Source organism: Roseofilum sp. SBFL (genome assembly GCF_017746885.1).
In the GTDB taxonomy this organism is placed as follows: Bacteria; Cyanobacteriota; Cyanobacteriia; order Cyanobacteriales; family Desertifilaceae; genus Roseofilum.
This window is the reverse complement of sequence record NZ_JAGHZH010000020.1, coordinates 1-15257: the sequence shown is the minus strand read 5'-3', so window position 1 is coordinate 15257 and position 15257 is coordinate 1. Positions and strand designations below refer to the sequence as shown.

Sequence of the window (15257 nt, the reverse complement as noted above, 5' to 3'; positions counted from 1 at the left end):
GAATACATTACTAGATAAATTTCGTTATTTGCAACTTAAATTAAGTCAAAAATGCTCCCTCATCCATTGGAGCTATGATTGGCTCCCAGAGACTCTTGTTTAGTTAAATGTAAAGTTTTATGTCGAAATTCAACACTTCTGATCGATCAGATGAATTTCCTGTTGGCATTGGCTCTCCAAAATCTCCAGATATTTTTGTTGGCGATCGGGTGAAATTTCCGGTTGACGCAACATCTGGATTGCCAAGCTCATACTGGTTAAAGGAGAGTGTAGCCTAGTTTATAATTGGCTAAGTCAACGGGAAGGGTACAAGTTGAATCTGTAGTATTGTTAGTTTTCAAAGCCTTCAGTTCCATCAGTCCTGTACCCCCAGATTCGTGAATAGTTCAGTTAAAAAAGGAAGAAGTATTTAGCTTCCATTCAAGTAGAGACTCCAATAGTGGAAATCAAATGGTTGAAACTCGCTCCAATCTTTGAATCCATTGACTCGGATTTCTTCTGGAGAAATCTCAACTCCAGGTTACAATAATCTTCTACCGCAAGAAATCCGAGAATTCCGCAAACTTTCTTAAAACCGTAAGCGGTTGATTAGAACTTGCACCCAAACTTAGTTCTCTTTTAATGTTTTCTTAAGAAGTAAACCTAGGCTAGGCTATGACCAGCGTACAAGACTCCCTGCCCTCTCGAAACACTGCACCTGAGATCCGCTCGGTGACCTCTTCAACTCAAATAATTGGAACGGTCAAAGGCCCAGGCGAAACAGGGAATCAATATGTATTTATTACAACGAATAATCGTCAAGTGAAAATTGGAGAATTTGTTTATTATTCTTTGATTTCAGGCGATCAGAATCAAAAAATTCTGGGCAAAATCTCTAACATAAGTCTTATCGATCACTTTCCAGATCGCATATTTGCTGACCCAGAAACCAGTCCAGAGGCGATCGCTGCCTTAGTCGGATTTACGGACAAAACCCCCGAACTCTACGAGGTGACTGTAGACGTAATTGGGTATTTTCACCGGAACCTAGGCTTTCTTAATCCTCGCCAGTCTCCCGATCCAGGAGCAAAGGTGATGTTAGCGAGCGATCGCTTCTTGCAGTCCATCATTAACCGCAAACAGCAAGGAGAAATGGGTAGCGCCCACATGGGATCGATTCTCCTGCGTCCTGGAGGCAATGTGCCCGTCGTTTTAGATGTCAAAGAATTGGTCAGTACCCACTTAGCCATTCTCGCGGGCACGGGTTCCGGAAAATCCTATACGGCTGGGGTACTGATTGAAGAATTTCTCGCCCCCCACAACCGCGCCCCCGTCTTAATTTTCGACCCCCACGGAGAGTATGGAACTTTAGCGGACTTACAAGGACATTCCGCCTTTCACGGCGAAGATGGCTATAGTCCCCAGGTGAAAATTCTGCTGCCAGAAGATGTGCATATCCGCCTGTCATCCTTGGATTACTACGATATTTTGATGCTGTTGCCGACTATGAGCGATCGCCAACAGTCCATCCTCAGCAAAGCCTTTAATATCCTCAAAAAACACAAAAACGCTGAATATCGCTGGGATGTCCAAGACCTGATCGCGGCTGTTTTTGAAGCCGATCTGCAAATTGATGATGAAGGCAACGAAAAAGTCGGAAGTTCAGCACCTGCTCTTGTATGGAAACTCGAACGGTTAGAGCGATCGCCCCATTTCCACGCCTACAAACACCTCACCCCCCAAAACCTCTTTGAACCCGGTCAAGTCACTGTTCTGCAAATGAACGAAATCCCCCAAGAAGAACAACAAGTCATCTGCGCCGCTCTTCTACGCCAAAGCTATCAAGCGCGGATGAACACCCAAAAACAAAACCTCCTCCCCGACGATGACAACTATCTTCCCTTCCCCGTCTTCATTCTCCTCGAAGAAGCTCATCGCTTCGCCCCTGCCCACGAACCCTCACGCTGTAAAGCCATGCTGCGAACCATCCTCAGTGAAGGGCGTAAATTTGGTTTAGGAGTCGGACTGATTACCCAACGCCCCGGTAAACTCGACTCCGACGTACTCTCCCAATGCATGAGCCAATTTCTACTCCGCATTATCAACCCTGTAGACCAAGACAGCCTCAAACATGGAGTAGAAGCAGCCGGACGAGACCTGCTCAACGAACTTCCTGCCCTCACCAAAGGTCAAGCTATTATCGCTGGAGCTTGTGTAAATACTCCCGTCCTCTGTCGCATTCGCCAACGTCTCACCCGTCATGGAGGCGACACCCTCAACGCTCCCCAACTGTGGCAAGATTACTTTCAAAAAGACCAGCAACAACAACGACAAGCCAGCGTTGCCCCTCCAGCCAAAAGAGAAGCGCCCCAAGTGTTTAATGGACGAAGTATCGATTAAGGTTTGGCGATCGTTTTCTGTCACTTTCCAGGTTCAATTATAAATGTCTTCTCGCGGTATACCCATGTCTACCAAATCTTGAGCCGGATTAAGTTCAGTGAGGTTTTTATGAATCAAAATTTTACCCTTCTTAATATCAATATGAATAATGCAGTATCAATTCACTTCAACCCTTGCCAACCTATATTCATCCACTGATAATAATCGTGAATTGTATCAAAAACAAGTTGCACTTTAACTTCATCATCATCTCGATCGTCTTTGGTCTATTCACTTAGAATATTTTCTATTGCTAGAGTGCCTTAAACTCCAATCTAACTCCTAACCAACTGATTCACTGCTATAATTACCAGCACGAAGTGTAGGAGTGTTTTCCATGTCAATAGAAGGTCTTTTCCCAATTATATTGCTTGTCGCTACATTTTTGTGTTCTCTGGTCGCTGGATTTCTATTGGCTTTTGCAATAGTTGTTATGCCAGGGATAAAACAATTAAACGACCGGGAATTTATTCGAGCGTTTCAGGTCATTGATGGCATTATCCAAAATAATCAGCCGATTTTTGTCTTTCTTTGGCTCGGTTCGATTATCTTTTTAGTAGCTTCGAGTCTTCTTAGTCTTGGACAATTGGATGGAGTTGACGAAGGGCTGATCGTTCTCGCTTTGCTGACTTATCTTTTGGGTGTCCAGTTACCGACTTTTACGATTAACATCCCCTTAAATAAACAACTCCAAGCTTTGAATGTCGATCGGATGGATGAAGCGATGCACGAGTCTGCGCGTCTAGATTTTGAACCTCGTTGGAATCAATGGAACTTAACCCGGACACCTTTAGCTTGTTTTGTATCTGCTTTGTTAATCCTTGTACTTTTCCAACTTTGAAGCTGTAGGGTGGGCACTGCCCTACCCTACCCATTTTCTCAAGCAAAAAACAGTCAAGTTAGAGTATAACTATTTAACGAATCTTGTTTTTTAACGTGCAGCCAAAACCTAAAATTCCCAGAGTCAACAACGCCATTGTTGAAGCGGGTTCTGGGACGGGATTGGGATCTTCGATTGCTGTGAGAGTTGCATACAATCCTGCCGAATTTTCTATAGCTTCTAGAGTTAAGAAACTGTCAACAATATTCTCGCCACCATCTTCCGAGAAACCGCTTAGAGTTAAATTGTAATTGACTCCATAAAGGGTAATTATTTCTTGAGAGGTAGCATTAGGAAAGCTGACTAGATCGGGGCAGGAACCCTCACCTCCAGCAGCACAAGGATTCGCATTATTAGGGGTTTCAAAATGATCGAACAAAAACGAAAACGTGCTACTGGCTGATCCTAAAGCGAAGTTAATATTCAAAGTGGCTTCATCTAATGATGTCCCGGTAATCGGAAAGTTAAAATGAGTAAATGTCCCTACTAAAAAATCACTACCAACTAAATCGCTGACTTCTATATTATCCGTAACCCCTGTAAACCTATACCCGCTTTGGCCGCTGCCGCTTCCTGATGCTGGAGTGCCCCAACTGAGCTGATTTGTTCCTGCACCGGTAATTGATCCGCTATCAGTCGCAAGAACATTCGTCCAAGTGCCGCTAGTGTTCAGAGAGGCAGCGTTTGATACTGGTGCAAAACCAATGACAAGAGCAATAGTCATTGATCTTAGTAATTGTACGTGTATAGGTTTCATTAATGACTCCATTGATTGATTAAGGGGATTCTATCATTTTTATTACAGAAGTGTTGAATCAACATGATTTTTTTATCATTTTTATATCAAACATGAATAATTAGTTATAGTATGTCATTGCGTTTACGAAGTATGCACGAAGCGCGAGTGGAGCGGAGCGAAATGAAGCAATCTTTTCCATCTCGGTAATCTTGGGGATTACTTCCCTGCGGTGGCAATGACAACTGTTTAACCGGATTTGATATTAATGATTAATTGACTTAATTGACCTCTGGAGCGCGTCCCATTAAACCAGTCATTAATCTGAGAGAAAGAGTGCGACCGATACGAAACTTCTGTAAGAAGAGTAGTCCTAAACGGCGCGTCCAGACTACGGGGAACCAGTCGGTGGAAAATGTCCGGTCTAAGAAATCGGTAAAACCGAGAATCATCCAATTTTGAGGTTTGCGCCACTGTTGATAGGGTTTGAGGTTCTCTAAGTTGCCGATATCTTTGTTTTGAGTATGGGAATTTTTAATAATTTCAGCTAACGCAGCCGCATCACGAATGCCTAAATTCAGTCCTTGTCCTCCTACGGGATGGCAACAATGGGCCGCATCGCCAGCTAGGGCAAGACGATGACCGACATAGCGATCGCACTGCATTAATTTTACCGGAAACACCAACCGAGGGCCATCAAGTTCTAGCCGTCCCAAAATACCATCGATCCGATATTCTAAAAGACGCAAAAACTCAGCCTCATCTAACTGTTGCAGCGCTTCTGCTTGTTCGTGGGGAGCCGTCCAAACCACCTGTACCCGATTTCCTGGCAAGGGTAAAACCCCCATAGGGCCGGTATACCAAAACCGTTCAAAAGCCACATTATTGTGAGGTTTTTCTGTTTTGATGGTTGTCGCAACGCAAGATTGCCAATACCGCCATCCTTGGGTCGAAATTTCTGCCGCTTGGCGAATGGGCGATTTTGCGCCATCAGTAGCCACGACTAACCGACTCTCAATCACCACCGGTTCCGAATGTTCGGCTGAGTTGACCCAAACCTGAGCAAAATTGTCAAAATATCTGATTTCTTGCACCTGTCCTGGGCATACCCATTGAATCTGATTGGATTGATTAATCTGCCGTTGCAACGCGGTTAAAATGACCCGATGTTCTCCCACATAACCCAGACGATCCATACCTAAATCATCTGGCGTTAAATTCACTACCCACTGATTGGCATCAGATATCTGAATCTGGTTAAACGTGACGATTTGAGGCAGAATTTCTTGCCAAACCCCTAATCGTTCAAAAATCTTCCCAGACATCAATGTAAGGGCATAGGCTTGGCGCTTAGATGCGGCTTTCTCTTGGGGTTGAGCCTCAATCAGGGTAATGTTTAAGCCAGAGTCTTTTAAGACACAAGCTAACGTGGCTCCCACAATTCCTACACCCACAATAGCGATATCGGTTTTGTAGTTTGGGTAAGGGTGAATAGTCGGTTGAGCTGTCAGGGGTGCTGCAATGGTCATAACTCAATTAAAAATGATTTCCTCAATGGACTTGAAGTCAGGTAAGCTTGACATTCATACACTGATTCTCTTCTGGTTATTGTGACGCGAAGTTCTCTTCTGAGCAAGGTAGAGATCGAACTCCCCACTGCTGACTCCCTGACTAAGAGAATGATTTTTTAGGATTGAGCATCCATAGAGTCATCCCATTCTCGGCGTTCCCATTTCTCCGTATTTTCATCACTCGAATAGTAAAATCATTCCCTTAAAACAGTCTCCTTCTACAGAGCAAAGCGCTGCAACATCTTCTCGAGTTGGGCAACCGTTCCCCTTGGAGAGAGACGGGGTAAGCGCTGAGGAGGATTGCTATCAAGCACTAAAACGGGTATTTCATATTCATAGGCTTGCCACCAAGTGTCATTGGTGGTAATGTCCCTAACTTCTAACTCAAAGGCAATGCTCTGTATTTGTTCGAGCTTTTCTTGTAATCCCTCACAGAGATGACATTCGGGCTTACTGTATAAGATTAAGCGCATGATCGGCAATTTCACAACCCATTACCCTGTGATTATCTCACTTAACGTTCTGTTTCCCTAGCAGAAAGTCACAGGACAAATCAAAAACCTATGGGCACAATCTTAAGGTAAACTAAAGAATGGAGGTCACATCATAAAGGGTATTCAGTCTTCATGACCAATCTGACTGCAACTTTAGGCCAAGTTCACACTAACCTCGACTTACAGGAACTTAATCGCCGATTCAGCCATACCCATCCTTTACATATCATCGGTTGGTGCTTGCAGAACTTTCCTACGGGTTTAGTACAAGCAAGTATTTTTAACGTAGATGATATGGTGATTACAGATATGCTGTATCGCTATCTGTGTCCAGAGCAGAAAATTCCGGTACTGTTTGTCGATACGTTGTATCATTTTCCCGAAACTCTAGCGTTTATTTCAGAGATAGAACCCTGCTATGACCTAGAGCTGAAGGTCTATACAATGGCGAAGATGGCGACACGCAAAGCGTTTGAAAAGTCCTATGGTAAAGCCCTATGGCAAAGTGACTTAGAACGATTTGTGACTCTAACCCGTCGCGAACCCCTAGAACAAGGACTCAAAGATTTAGGAGCGATCGCCTATTTGACGGGAAGACGACGCGATCAAATGACGAGCCATCATCACATCAATGTCCTAGAACTCGATCCCATGGGACGGCTGAAAATTAATCCTCTCGCCTACTGGCGCGGACGGGAAACTTGGGCTTATGTCTACGAACATGAAGTGAGGTACAACCCCCTCCATGACCAAGGTTATCCCTACATTAGCGATCGGCCAACCACCTCCTTAATTCCCAAACCGGTAGAAGATGAAACGCTCAAGCGATGGAGAGGTAGTCATAAAACCGAATGTGGGATTCGGTTTTAATGGGTTCTATCTTCATGATGATCGGCGATCGCTCTTCCTTCAAGTCTAGGGAGTGGTGGCGATCGCTGAATTTGCCATCTCGATTAACTCTTCCTTATCTCCAGCTTTCAAGCCCACACGATAGTGTCCTTCAGCTTGTTCCCACATCACCACAGCATCGGAACAATTAGCCCCACAAGTAGCGGGAACAAAATAACCTTTAATTCCTTGTGCCAGAGTAATCGATTCTCCTCCTTCTGGAGCTGTCAACGGCCCCATTTGACCAGACACTTCTCCCCAACGGCAAGCAGTTCCACCATTACAATCCGCACTAAAGGCCAGCAAAACTTGATATTCAGAAGCAGAAACTTCTGTAGGGATAGCAAACACTGGAGAAGTTTCCTTCTCTTCAGGAAGCCAACTGGGTAAAAGAACCGTTAGCTGAGTCTTCTTGTCCAACTCCGATAAAATTGGCGCAAACACCCCATGAGGAAGTTTAGCCTCAGCCGTCAGAACTGGGGGAGTGGCTCCCCCAGAAAATTCCTGAGATGTTGACACTCCAGAAGAAGCGGAAGAGCGGGAAACGGGGGCATCTTGACACGCAGCAAGAGTGACGACCATCAAAAGAGCCATCCACTTGACAGGAGCTAATCTAAATGTATTCATAGAACGATCGCGATAGACGCTACAGAACTCTGCCATACTCTTCTGCGATCGCCCCAATCAGTCCGGCACGATCTAAACCATTAATAATCCGCCGAGCGCCACGAAACTCTCGAGTTGACCCAGCAATAAAATGGCCCAACCGATATCCTGTAAACGTTCCATCGCGCATTCCAATCACCAGAATTCTCGCGGCAATCTCCCAATCTTTGGCCAAACTCGGATTGCCCACCAAATCAATTCCTAACCGATTTGACCAATCCGTATAATTGCGCCGTCCCGTAATTTGCACAAACCCTCGTCCCTTATAACGAGGTCCATCTCCATACTGAGTATTGCCCAAATCTGAGCGATATTCATAAGCCCAGCCACTGGCAAACTCTTCCATCCATTTACCTAACCGAGATTCATGCTCGGCAGTGGCCAAAATATAAGCAATCTGTCCCTTATCGGTCACATTAGCCGCCTCAGCTTCCCGAATAATCAAGGGAATCGAATCCCACGCATACGATCGCACATCGGGATAAGGAATAGAGTAAATCACCTTATCGAGATCGATGGACAACAGTAAATTGCCATAGGGTAAATAGGTTTCTACCTCTTCATCCGATAAGGCAGACCAGGTTTTTTGTCCGGCTACCCCATCATCGACGAGATTGTTAGCTCTCTGGAATTGTTTGAGCGCCGATTCAGTATCATTGCCAAATAGACCATCTAGGGAAGAATCAGCCGGTAACATCTGGGCCTTTTTCAGCAATTCTTGCAGGATTTTCACCTCATCCTTTAAGTCTGTGAATGTAATCCCGTCTCCTTTCCGTAATACGGGATAGCGCAGTTTTTTTGGGGTGGCTGACTCTAAAGCTGTCCAGGTGTTTGGCCCGACAAAGCCATCCGCTCTTAAGCCTTTCTTCGCCTGGAATGCTTTGACTGCCTGTTCTGTGCCTGAACCAAAGAGACCATCAATCGGATCGGTCGATTGGAATATCCCTGCTTCCTTGAGCAAGTTTTGCAGGTATTTGACCGGTTCTTTGAGGTCGGGGTAATAGATGCCGTCACCTTTTTGTAAAATGGGCTTGTTGCTGGCCATAATCAGTTTGGGTGGGTGTAGTTGTGATCTCCTTTCAAAAATATCAGGATTCCCATTAAAAATGATGGGTAATCGGTAATTGGTAATTGGTAATCGTCATTATTCGCCAAAAAACCATTGAGTCCCCACATGAGCATCTAAACAGCGATCTCCTAAATGATGCCACAAAAGGCTCGTCGCTTTCATTCCGGTACAATGATTCGCGCCAATGCGTTGCACCTGATAGTGCTTGAGGGTGTCTACTGTTGCTTGCAAGCGCTGCTCATCGGCGTTTAATAGATGCATTCCCCCCATGACGGCATAAACCTGCTCGATTGCGGTAATCTGGGCAATATAATTCAGGGTATTAATTACCCCAGCATGGGCACAACCGAACAGTACCACTAAACCTTCAGTACTATAGAGATATAAGGCTTGATCGTCCCAAAGGGGATCAACCTGACTGCGTTCAGAATCTTGCCAAAATAATCCCCCCGTATTTTCTAGGGGATGGGTACGAGGGATGGTTCCGGTTGCATAGACTCCCGGACAAAGTTCTGTGGGGTTTTCAGTCCAGACGATGCGATCGCCACAATTGGCTAAAAGTTGCTTGGAGTCAAGCAAGCCTATATTACCTCTGGGACTATATTTTGGGGCGATCGCCTGGGGATGGAGGAACAAAACCGGGCGATCCAGTCTCCCATTCTCTCATTCCCTATTGCCTTATAATCCAGATAAGATGTAATCTTTCACATTCTATGAATCAGTCTCCTGTTGGTATCGGCATTGTGGGCACAGGATTTGGTCAAAAAGTCCATATTCCTGCTTTTGAGCATCACCATCGGACTCAAGTGGTGGCAGTGTATCATCACGATCTAGCCACTGCTCAGAAAATTGCCGCTCAACATCACATTCCCCATGCTGTGGATATGGTGGAGGCGATCGCCAATTTACCAGACGTAGAGGCCGTTAGTATTTCTACCCCGCCTTTCCTGCACTACGAGATGGCGAAAACGGTTCTCAATGCCAAAAAACATTTATTACTGGAAAAACCGACGACGCTTTCCGTTGATTCTGCCCAAGACCTGTACCAATTGGCTCAATCGCAAGGAGTCGTGGCGGCGATGGATTTTGAATTTCGCTTTGTCCCTGCCTGGCAAAGGTTTCAAGAACTTCTGGCCGATCGTTATGTGGGTGAAAAACGGTTCATTAAAATTGATTGGTTGGTTCCTTCTCGCTCCGATCCCAACCGTGCTTGGAATTGGTATTCTCAAAAAGAGAAAGGGGGGGGAGTATTAGGGGCGATCGGTTCCCATGCTTTTGACTATATTGCTTGGCTATTTGGAGACATCAAGCGGCTATCGGCTCGTTTGAGTACTGCGATTTCCCAACGCCGAGATCCAACGACAGGGGAACTCAAACCAGTTGACGCGGATGATACCTGTTTATTGATGCTGGAACTGGCTGATGGTACGCCGTGTCAAGTGTCGCTCAGTTCGGTTGCATATCAAGGACGGGGGCATTGGGTGGAAGTTTATGGCGATCGCGCTACCTTAATTCTGGGGAGTTCCAATCAAAAAGACTATATCTATGGGTTTACCCTACAAGGAGCCAAATTTGGCGAATCCCTGAGCCAACTGGAGATTCCCCAACGGCTAGAATTTCCCCAAACCTATCCTGATGGACGGATTGCCGCTTTTATGCGCGTCGTTGATGCTTGGGTAGAGAGCATCGAAAACTATCCGGAGCAACCCACCGTTCCCACCCTACGAGAAGGGGTATACTCCCAACTGTTGATGGACTTAACCCATCAATCCCATACCACGAATAACTGGGTCGAGGTTATATCCGAACTTCAACGCGAAAAATAGTGGGTTTGTGATTGTTTTCTTCCTGCCAACCGATTGAGGTGAGAAAATCCGGAATTGATTCGGTTTCAACGACATCAACCCCCCATTCACCTGTTTTCAACGTGTCGGGATCGGAACGGGTGGCAGGCGTTTGTTTCTGTCCGGCGAGCACCAGGATATCATAAGAACTCTTTGCGGATACTTTCTGTTCTTTGCGAGTTTCCGCGAGAATTGCAGCGCAGATTTCGCCCACTTGTTGGGGTTCTAATTGTTCCGAGTCAAAGAGAATTTCAACCATCCAATGAGCGTGAGTTAAAGCACGACCTTTGATATCGGCGCGATCGCCCAATCCTTCTAGAAAAATAGCGGCAAATGCTTCCCGGGAGATTTCGGGGACGATCGCATCGGTTAAAGCAAAATTATGAGCGAGGAGCATTCGGCCTTGCCGGCGATCGAGATCCATGATTATCACCCTTGAGTTTGAGACTTTTCGCTCCAGAGTATAGAACAAGGCGGGTTAACAATCAAGGGCGCTTCTATGTAGGGGATTAAAATCAAAATATTGCCCATAATTTATTGCCTATTTTTAAGGTGTGAAATCCCATTTTTTGGGGAAAATGTGGGATTTTTTATCTCATTAATTGCTCGAAAGAGCAATTAATAGAGATGTTCTAAATTGTTGTCGGGCTTTAGCTCTTATTTTCGATTCTGTTCCAACTTGAGTACAATCTCTTGATGAACTGTTCGAGTAATGGGGTAGAAGTACGCTAAGATTGCCCCCAGTACCACACAGGCAAGGGGAAGCAGGGTAATACACAAACGAATCGCTAATAGGGCAGAATCCGGTTGGATAGAAGGGGTCGATCCGGCGATCGCCGATTGATATCCCGACCACTCCAAAATCTGTCCCACCAATGCTAAACCCAGGGCAAGCCCCATTTTTTGTAAAACCAGCATGAAGGAATAGAAAATTCCCTCCCGACGTTGACCCGTTTTCAATTCATCGAGATCGATTACATCAGGGAGCATTGACCACGGAATTAAATAACCCACAGACACTCCAACTCCGGCAATAATCGCTAACAAGAACATTAAGCCCACTTGACCGGGTTGGAGCAAGAATAACCCCAATTCAGCGATCAGCCAAAACCCACCACCAAGATAATAAACGGCTTTTTTACCTAAACGGTAACTGACTTGACTCCACACAGAGAGCATCACTAGAGCTGTTCCTTGTACTCCTAAAGCTGCCAGGAAAAAGAGAGAATCAGGTAATCCCATCCAACTCACCACATAATATTTAAGCACGGTGGCTGTCACTTGAATGGCTAACCAGGAGGATAAATAAATCCCCATGACGAATAAAAAGGGCGTATTGCTAAAAGCAATCTTGACTTGATCGACTAGGGGAAGAGAGACTTCAGTATGGGTGGCTTGTCTTTGTTGTTCTAAGCGTTTTACGGGTTGCCGCGTGCCCCAAACCGATAAATAGATGGGAATTACCGATAATATAGTCGCTAAAGCAGCAAGTACTAGATGTTGGAGTTGCGGATCTTTGATGAGTAAGGAGAGGACTAATCCTAACATTAAGGAAAAGATACTACCACCAATGGAGAAGGTGAAGCGAAATCCATTCAGGGTTGTGCGTTCATTATAATCTGGGGTTAGTTCAGCGGTGAGCGCGACATAGGGCAAGTTCACCATGGTGTAGCCCAGATTGAATAAGATGCTCACAACGACGTAGTACCAAAAAGTGCCCCATTCCCCGAAGGGGGGGACAATCCAACAGAGGAAGAAAAAGAGGCCAAAGGGAATCGCACCCCAAATCATCCAAGAATGTCGTCTTCCCCATCGAGATTGGGTGCGATCGCTTAAAAAGCCAATGATAGGATCGTTAATGGCATCCCAGATTTTACCAATCATTAAGACTTGACCGGCTAAGGCTGGACTGAGACCGGCTACATCCGTTAAGAAGGGTAAAAAGATAAAAACCAGGAGATTGGCAGTAATGGCTGGGCCTAAATCTCCTATGCCATAGGATAGTTTGTGTAGCCAGGTCAAGGGTGATAGCGATGCTTTGCTCTCAGAGGTCATGAGTAAGATATGCTGAAAGTACGCAATAAATATGGGATAATTGGGTCTCCATCTGGTTCGGAGTCCCTGAGAATAAATATTCTATGATGCTCCCTTGATACCCTTCCCCTACACCTGTCATGTCTGATTTATTTGTTTCTTGGTCAGAATACCACCAAAAGATTGAACAATTGGCAGCCCAAATTTATCAATCGGGTTGGGAATTTAATCAAATTGTCTGTATTGCTAAGGGCGGTTTGCGCGTGGGAGATATTCTCTGTCGATTATATCGGAAACCCTTAGCGATTCTTTCTGCTTCATCCTACACGGGCGCGGATTATCAGACACGGGGTCAAATTCAGTTTTCTCGGCATCTGAGCATGACTACTGAGGGTTTAAGTTTTCCAATTTTGTTGGTGGATGATTTGGTGGACTCCGGGATTTCCCTACAAGAAAGTATCACTTGGTTGAAACATTACCAAGAACAAGAACAGGAGGGCGATCGCCCCAATGAGATCCGCACGGCCGTATTATGGTATAAATCTTGCTCGGTCTTTGCGCCGGATTATTATATGGATTATTTGACAGATAATCCCTGGATTCATCAACCTTTTGAAGTGTATGAGCAAACCCCCCTTGAGGAACTGGTGGCGAAATATCAGTAAATTACTCTTACTCTTGAGTCTTCTGTTAGCTGGATGTAAACCCGAATCTCCAGAGATTACCTCCCTTGAGCCTCTCCCTCAAGATCCGTTTATTCAAGTTTATTTTAACGCTTCTGAAGCCTCCAGCTATACGGAACCCTATCGCCAGATTACACGATTAGGCGATAACTTAGAAGCGGTGATTATTGAAGAAATTAATCAAGCTCAAACCAGCATAGATATCGCAGTTCAAGAGTTTCGTCTCCCTCAACTTGCCCAAGCTCTCGCTACTCAAGCCAAAGCCGGGGTCAAAATTAGGATTATCTTAGAAAATACTTATTCGCGCCCTTGGAGCGATTTTACACCTCGCGAAATTGCCCAATTCGATCGTGACGATCAAAACCGATATCGGGAATTTGTGAAACTTGCCGATATCAATCAAGATGGTCAACTTTCTAACGATGAAATTAACCAAAGAGATGCCCTCGTTATCCTGCGCAATGCCAAAATTCCGGTCATTGATGATACGGCAGATGGATCGAAGGGCAGTGGGTTAATGCATCATAAATTTGTGGTGATTGATAACTCTCGGCTGATTGTTGGTTCAGCTAATTTTACCACCAGTGGTATTCATGGAGACTTCTACAATCCAGACAGTCGTGGCAATGCCAATCATTTGCTAACCATACAAAGTCGCGAACTTTCAGAGCAATTTACCCAAGAATTTAATATTCTCTGGGGAGAGGGAAGTTCAGGGATTTTAGACCCTGAATTTGGACTGCAAAAACCCTTACGTTCTGCGGAAAGTCTTGTTGTAGGAAATACTCCAGTCTCCGTTCAATTTTCTCCCATTTCTGGCTCCGAGTTATGGACAAACAGCCCCAATGGTTTAATCGGTAAAACATTGAAAACGGCTCAAAACACAGTCGATATGGCACTCTACGTTTTCTCAGAGCAACCCTTAGCCAATATTTTGCACATCCAACATCAAAATGGCGTTCAAGTTCGGGCGTTGATCGATCGCACTTTTGCCTATCGATACTATAGCGAAGGTCTAGATATGTTGGGGCTGGCGATCGCCCGTCAATGTAAAACCGAACCCGACAACCGCCCCTGGAGAGCCAAGATTACTACCGTAGGCACACCCAATTTACCCATTGGAGACAAACTACACCACAAATTCGCCGTCATTGACCAAAAAACAGTCATTACCGGCTCGCAAAATTGGTCAAAAGCCGCCAATCATAAAAATGATGAAACCGTCCTTATCCTGACCAACCCTACTGTTGCCGCCCATTTTGACCGCGAATTTCAGCGCCTTTACCGCAGCGCCAACCTTAACCTTCCGGAGCGCATTTCTGAGCAACTTGCCCGTCAACAGAAAGACTGTCCCCAAATCCAAGCTCAAACTGACAACCCTATTCGCGGAAAACTTGTTAATCTCAATACTGCTACCCAAGCAGAATTAGAAGCCTTACCCGGAATTGGAGAAACCCTAGCGCAACGCATTATTGCTTTCCGTCAACAGCAACCCTTTACGTCCCTCGAAGATTTAGATCGAGTGTCAGGAATTGGGCCAAGTTTACTCAGAAAATTAGAAGGCCGAGTGACCTGGTAAAAAAGCAGGGATGTTTCATGTGAGAGCATTCCCATGAAATGCCTTAAAAATAGGCGAGAAACGATGAACAATGCTTTTCCCAATCTAGTTAGGGCTTGCTGAATAATAAGAAAAAGTCGGTCAATGAAAAAGTGGCGCAGGAGGTCAAAACCATAGCGAAACAAACTACGGGCATGGCGACCATGAGCTTCAATGATACGAATCGGCGTTTGACCCTGTCGCCAGATTCCGGCCTTCATCGTCGAGACAAATGCCAGGGCTAAAAGAGCTAGAAGCTGAGACAGACGCTCTCATTTGTCTCGACGATGAAGGCCGGAATCTGGCGACAGGGTCAAACGCCGATTCGTATCATTGAAGCTCATGGTCGCCATGCCCGTAGTTTGTTTCGCTATGGT

The 15257-nt window shown here is 45.3% G+C and carries 16 protein-coding genes and 2 pseudogenes; 6 read left to right on the top strand and 12 right to left on the bottom strand.

Annotation, left to right across the window (positions count from 1 at the left end):
- Positions 1 to 129: 129 nt before the first annotated feature.
- Positions 130 to 261: pseudogene (locus J7545_RS01715) on the bottom strand (hypothetical protein); the annotation flags it as partial.
- 393 nt (positions 262 to 654) lie between these two features.
- Between J7545_RS01715 and J7545_RS01710 the strand changes: the two are divergent.
- Positions 655 to 2379, top strand: a complete 1725-nt coding sequence (locus J7545_RS01710; RefSeq protein WP_318719048.1) for an ATP-binding protein — start codon at positions 655 to 657, stop codon at positions 2377 to 2379.
- A 33-nt stretch (positions 2380 to 2412) separates the two neighbouring features.
- On the opposite strand, the gene J7545_RS23870 is transcribed toward J7545_RS01710, so the two are convergent.
- Both J7545_RS23870 and J7545_RS23865 read right to left on the bottom strand, forming a co-directional pair.
- Positions 2413 to 2496 (bottom strand): hypothetical protein, encoded by an 84-nt coding sequence (locus tag J7545_RS23870; RefSeq protein ID WP_413038743.1) that lies wholly within the window; start codon positions 2494 to 2496, stop codon positions 2413 to 2415.
- 44 nt (positions 2497 to 2540) lie between these two features.
- Positions 2541 to 2612 carry a hypothetical protein gene (locus J7545_RS23865; RefSeq protein ID WP_413038742.1) on the bottom strand — a complete coding sequence of 24 codons (72 nt, stop codon included), beginning with the start codon at positions 2610 to 2612 and terminating at the stop codon, positions 2541 to 2543.
- Positions 2613 to 2755: 143 nt separating this feature from the next.
- On the opposite strand from J7545_RS23865, the gene J7545_RS01705 reads away from it, so the two are divergent.
- Positions 2756 to 3259 carry a DUF1772 domain-containing protein gene (locus J7545_RS01705; protein WP_413038740.1) on the top strand — a complete coding sequence of 168 codons (504 nt, stop codon included), beginning with the start codon at positions 2756 to 2758 and terminating at the stop codon, positions 3257 to 3259.
- 73 nt (positions 3260 to 3332) lie between these two features.
- On the opposite strand, the gene J7545_RS01700 is transcribed toward J7545_RS01705, so the two are convergent.
- From J7545_RS01700 to J7545_RS01690, 3 genes are all read right to left on the bottom strand, one after another.
- On the bottom strand, positions 3333 to 4022 hold the full coding sequence (locus J7545_RS01700; RefSeq protein WP_318719046.1) for a THxN family PEP-CTERM protein: 690 nt from the start codon (positions 4020 to 4022) through the stop codon (positions 3333 to 3335).
- A 293-nt stretch (positions 4023 to 4315) separates the two neighbouring features.
- Positions 4316 to 5563, bottom strand: coding sequence for an FAD-dependent hydroxylase (locus J7545_RS01695; RefSeq protein WP_318719045.1), 1248 nt, complete (start codon positions 5561 to 5563; stop codon positions 4316 to 4318).
- A gap of 260 nt (positions 5564 to 5823) precedes the next feature.
- A complete protein-coding gene (locus J7545_RS01690; protein WP_413039278.1) occupies positions 5824 to 6078 on the bottom strand; it encodes a glutaredoxin family protein in 255 nt (84 codons plus the stop codon).
- 153 nt (positions 6079 to 6231) lie between these two features.
- Here J7545_RS01690 and J7545_RS01685 point away from each other — a divergent pair, with 153 nt between their 5' ends.
- The gene (locus J7545_RS01685) at positions 6232 to 6969 is read left to right on the top strand and encodes a phosphoadenylyl-sulfate reductase (protein ID WP_318719043.1); all 738 of its coding nucleotides are present in this window, start codon (positions 6232 to 6234) and stop codon (positions 6967 to 6969) included.
- Positions 6970 to 7014: 45 nt separating this feature from the next.
- Here the strand turns inward: J7545_RS01685 and J7545_RS01680 are convergent, their stop codons facing one another.
- The 3 genes from J7545_RS01680 to J7545_RS01670 all read right to left on the bottom strand — a co-directional run bounded on the left by J7545_RS01680 (position 7015) and on the right by J7545_RS01670 (position 9358).
- Positions 7015 to 7650, bottom strand: coding sequence for a hypothetical protein (locus tag J7545_RS01680; protein WP_318719042.1), 636 nt, complete (start codon positions 7648 to 7650; stop codon positions 7015 to 7017).
- Positions 7634 to 8698: a peptidoglycan-binding protein gene (locus J7545_RS01675; protein WP_318719041.1), complete on the bottom strand. Its 1065-nt coding sequence runs from the start codon at positions 8696 to 8698 to the stop codon at positions 7634 to 7636. The genes J7545_RS01680 and J7545_RS01675 overlap by 17 nt, the downstream gene beginning before the upstream one ends.
- A gap of 99 nt (positions 8699 to 8797) precedes the next feature.
- Positions 8798 to 9358 carry an MBL fold metallo-hydrolase gene (locus J7545_RS01670; RefSeq protein ID WP_318719040.1) on the bottom strand — a complete coding sequence of 187 codons (561 nt, stop codon included), beginning with the start codon at positions 9356 to 9358 and terminating at the stop codon, positions 8798 to 8800.
- Positions 9359 to 9435: 77 nt separating this feature from the next.
- Here J7545_RS01670 and J7545_RS01665 point away from each other — a divergent pair, with 77 nt between their 5' ends.
- A complete protein-coding gene (locus tag J7545_RS01665) occupies positions 9436 to 10548 on the top strand; it encodes a Gfo/Idh/MocA family oxidoreductase (protein ID WP_318719039.1) in 1113 nt (370 codons plus the stop codon).
- Here J7545_RS01665 and J7545_RS01660 read toward each other — a convergent pair.
- The gene (locus J7545_RS01660) at positions 10520 to 10990 is read right to left on the bottom strand and encodes a DUF2656 family protein (RefSeq protein WP_318719038.1); all 471 of its coding nucleotides are present in this window, start codon (positions 10988 to 10990) and stop codon (positions 10520 to 10522) included. The genes J7545_RS01665 and J7545_RS01660 overlap by 29 nt on opposite strands.
- A gap of 233 nt (positions 10991 to 11223) precedes the next feature.
- Positions 11224 to 12621: an MFS transporter gene (locus J7545_RS01655; RefSeq protein ID WP_413039160.1), complete on the bottom strand. Its 1398-nt coding sequence runs from the start codon at positions 12619 to 12621 to the stop codon at positions 11224 to 11226.
- Positions 12622 to 12740: 119 nt separating this feature from the next.
- Here J7545_RS01655 and J7545_RS01650 point away from each other — a divergent pair, with 119 nt between their 5' ends.
- Positions 12741 to 13265 (top strand): phosphoribosyltransferase, encoded by a 525-nt coding sequence (locus J7545_RS01650; RefSeq protein WP_318719035.1) that lies wholly within the window; start codon positions 12741 to 12743, stop codon positions 13263 to 13265.
- Positions 13222 to 14862 (top strand): phospholipase D-like domain-containing protein, encoded by a 1641-nt coding sequence (locus J7545_RS01645; RefSeq protein WP_318719034.1) that lies wholly within the window; start codon positions 13222 to 13224, stop codon positions 14860 to 14862. The genes J7545_RS01650 and J7545_RS01645 overlap by 44 nt, the downstream gene beginning before the upstream one ends.
- A 125-nt stretch (positions 14863 to 14987) precedes the next feature.
- On the opposite strand, the pseudogene J7545_RS01640 reads toward J7545_RS01645, so the two are convergent.
- Positions 14988 to 15149: pseudogene (locus tag J7545_RS01640) on the bottom strand (IS4 family transposase); the annotation flags it as partial.
- Positions 15150 to 15257: the final 108 nt, after the last annotated feature.

What these genes read in the sequence shown, in the direction of transcription:
- J7545_RS01690 (WP_413039278.1), bottom strand. Translation starts at nt 6,078, where the DNA reads ATGCGCTTAATCTTATACAGTAAGCCCGAATGTCATCTCTGTGAGGGA.
- J7545_RS01645 (WP_318719034.1), top strand. Translation starts at nt 13,222, where the DNA reads ATGAGCAAACCCCCCTTGAGGAACTGGTGGCGAAATATCAGTAAATTA.
- J7545_RS01675 (WP_318719041.1), bottom strand. Translation starts at nt 8,698, where the DNA reads ATGGCCAGCAACAAGCCCATTTTACAAAAAGGTGACGGCATCTATTAC.
- J7545_RS01700 (WP_318719046.1), bottom strand. Translation starts at nt 4,022, where the DNA reads ATGACTATTGCTCTTGTCATTGGTTTTGCACCAGTATCAAACGCTGCC.
- J7545_RS01685 (WP_318719043.1), top strand. Translation starts at nt 6,232, where the DNA reads ATGACCAATCTGACTGCAACTTTAGGCCAAGTTCACACTAACCTCGAC.
- J7545_RS01665 (WP_318719039.1), top strand. Translation starts at nt 9,436, where the DNA reads ATGAATCAGTCTCCTGTTGGTATCGGCATTGTGGGCACAGGATTTGGT.
- J7545_RS01680 (WP_318719042.1), bottom strand. Translation starts at nt 7,650, where the DNA reads ATGGCAGAGTTCTGTAGCGTCTATCGCGATCGTTCTATGAATACATTT.
- J7545_RS01695 (WP_318719045.1), bottom strand. Translation starts at nt 5,563, where the DNA reads ATGACCATTGCAGCACCCCTGACAGCTCAACCGACTATTCACCCTTAC.
- J7545_RS01705 (WP_413038740.1), top strand. Translation starts at nt 2,756, where the DNA reads ATGTCAATAGAAGGTCTTTTCCCAATTATATTGCTTGTCGCTACATTT.
- J7545_RS01655 (WP_413039160.1), bottom strand. Translation starts at nt 12,621, where the DNA reads ATGACCTCTGAGAGCAAAGCATCGCTATCACCCTTGACCTGGCTACAC.
- J7545_RS01710 (WP_318719048.1), top strand. Translation starts at nt 655, where the DNA reads ATGACCAGCGTACAAGACTCCCTGCCCTCTCGAAACACTGCACCTGAG.
- J7545_RS01650 (WP_318719035.1), top strand. Translation starts at nt 12,741, where the DNA reads ATGTCTGATTTATTTGTTTCTTGGTCAGAATACCACCAAAAGATTGAA.
- J7545_RS01660 (WP_318719038.1), bottom strand. Translation starts at nt 10,990, where the DNA reads ATGGATCTCGATCGCCGGCAAGGCCGAATGCTCCTCGCTCATAATTTT.